The sequence below is a fragment of the Agrococcus citreus genome, from assembly GCF_039527715.1.
Classification (GTDB): Bacteria; Actinomycetota; Actinomycetes; order Actinomycetales; family Microbacteriaceae; genus Agrococcus; species Agrococcus citreus.
Genome location: NZ_BAAAKK010000001.1, coordinates 477,759 through 479,105, shown reverse-complemented (window position 1 = coordinate 479,105; position 1,347 = coordinate 477,759). Strand labels below are relative to the sequence as shown.

At 78.5% G+C, this 1,347-nt stretch carries 1 pseudogene; it reads right to left on the bottom strand.

Going from position 1 to position 1,347, the window contains the following annotated elements:
• Positions 1-507, bottom strand: a pseudogene (locus tag ABD106_RS02350) (methionyl-tRNA formyltransferase); the annotation flags it as partial.
• Positions 508-1,347: the final 840 nt, after the last annotated feature.

The following is a 1,347-nucleotide window of genomic DNA, read 5'->3' as shown; positions in this document are numbered from 1 at the left end:
GAGCTCGGCGAGCTGCTCGAGCAGCGAGCCGGCGGTCGCGCCCTCGGGCACCGGCGTCTCGCGCATCCGCACGACGGGACCCGCGTCGAGCTCCGCGACGAGGCGGAAGACGCTCACGCCGGTCACGCCGCGACCGTCGATGAGGGCGCGCTGCACGGGGGCGGCGCCGCGGTAGTCGGGCAGCAGCGAGAAGTGCAGGTTGATCCAGCCGTGCGGCGGCATCGAGAGCAGCGGCTCGCGCACGAGCCCGCCGTACGCGACGACCACGGCGAGCTCGGGCGCGAGCGCCGCGATCGCCTCGGTCGCGTCGGCGCCGAGCCGGTTCGCCTCGAGCACCGGGATGCCGAGCGCGGTGGCCGCATCGGCGACCGGGGTCGGCGTGAGCACGCGCTTGCGGCCGTGCGGCGACGGCGCGCGCGTGACGACGGCGACCACCTCGTGGGTGCGCGCGAGCGCCTCGAGGCTCGGGACGGCGGCGGCGGGGCTGCCGGCGAAGACGATGCGCATGGTTCCTCTCGGTCGTGCTGGTCGGGGCTCGGGCGCTCGGAGCGTCGAAGGGCTCAGAGCGCGTCGAAGGGCTCGGGATCATCCAAGCGGATGCGGAGCCGCGCGGGAGCGCCGGGGCGCCGGGGGCGGGCGGCGGCCGTCAGCACGCGGCCCCTCGCGATGCCGGCGACGCGCGCGCCATCGGCGTACGCGAAGCGCACGATCGCCCGCTCGGCCTCCTCGCCCGGTCGCGACTCGGCGACCGGCACCGGTCCGAGCACGTCGAGGTGCGGGATGCCGCCCAGCGCCTCGAGCGCCTCCGCGACCGCGTCGGGCGTGCCGACGACGGATGCGGTGCGCACCGCGGGCGGGAACCGCAGCTGCCGCCGCTCGGCGAGCTCGATCTTCGCGAACGGCACGGTCGTCTCGCCGGTGAGGGCGGCGGCGGCGGGCCCGATGACGCCGGCGAGCACGATCGGCGCGCCCTCGGCGGCGAGCGCGCGCGCCGACGCCCACTGGCGCACCGCCTCCTCGGCGACGCGGAGCCCCTCGTGCGCGAGCAGCGCGTCGCCGTCGAGCAGCAGCACGGCGCCGTAGCCGCCGTCGGCGATCGGCTCGGCACCGCGCGTCGCGACGACGATCCGGGGCCGCGCGTCGATCGCGAGCCGCTCGTGATCGCCGTCGGCCACGACGACGGGCACGCCGGGGAACGCGCGGCCGAGCTCCTCGGCGATGCGAGTCGAGCCGCGACCCGCGGCGACGAGCTTCGCGCCCGAGCACGAGGGGCAGCGCCAGCCCGCCGCGAGGCGGCCGCACAGCCGGCACGCGGGCGCGGCGGTGCGCGAGCGCGCGCTCGGCGCG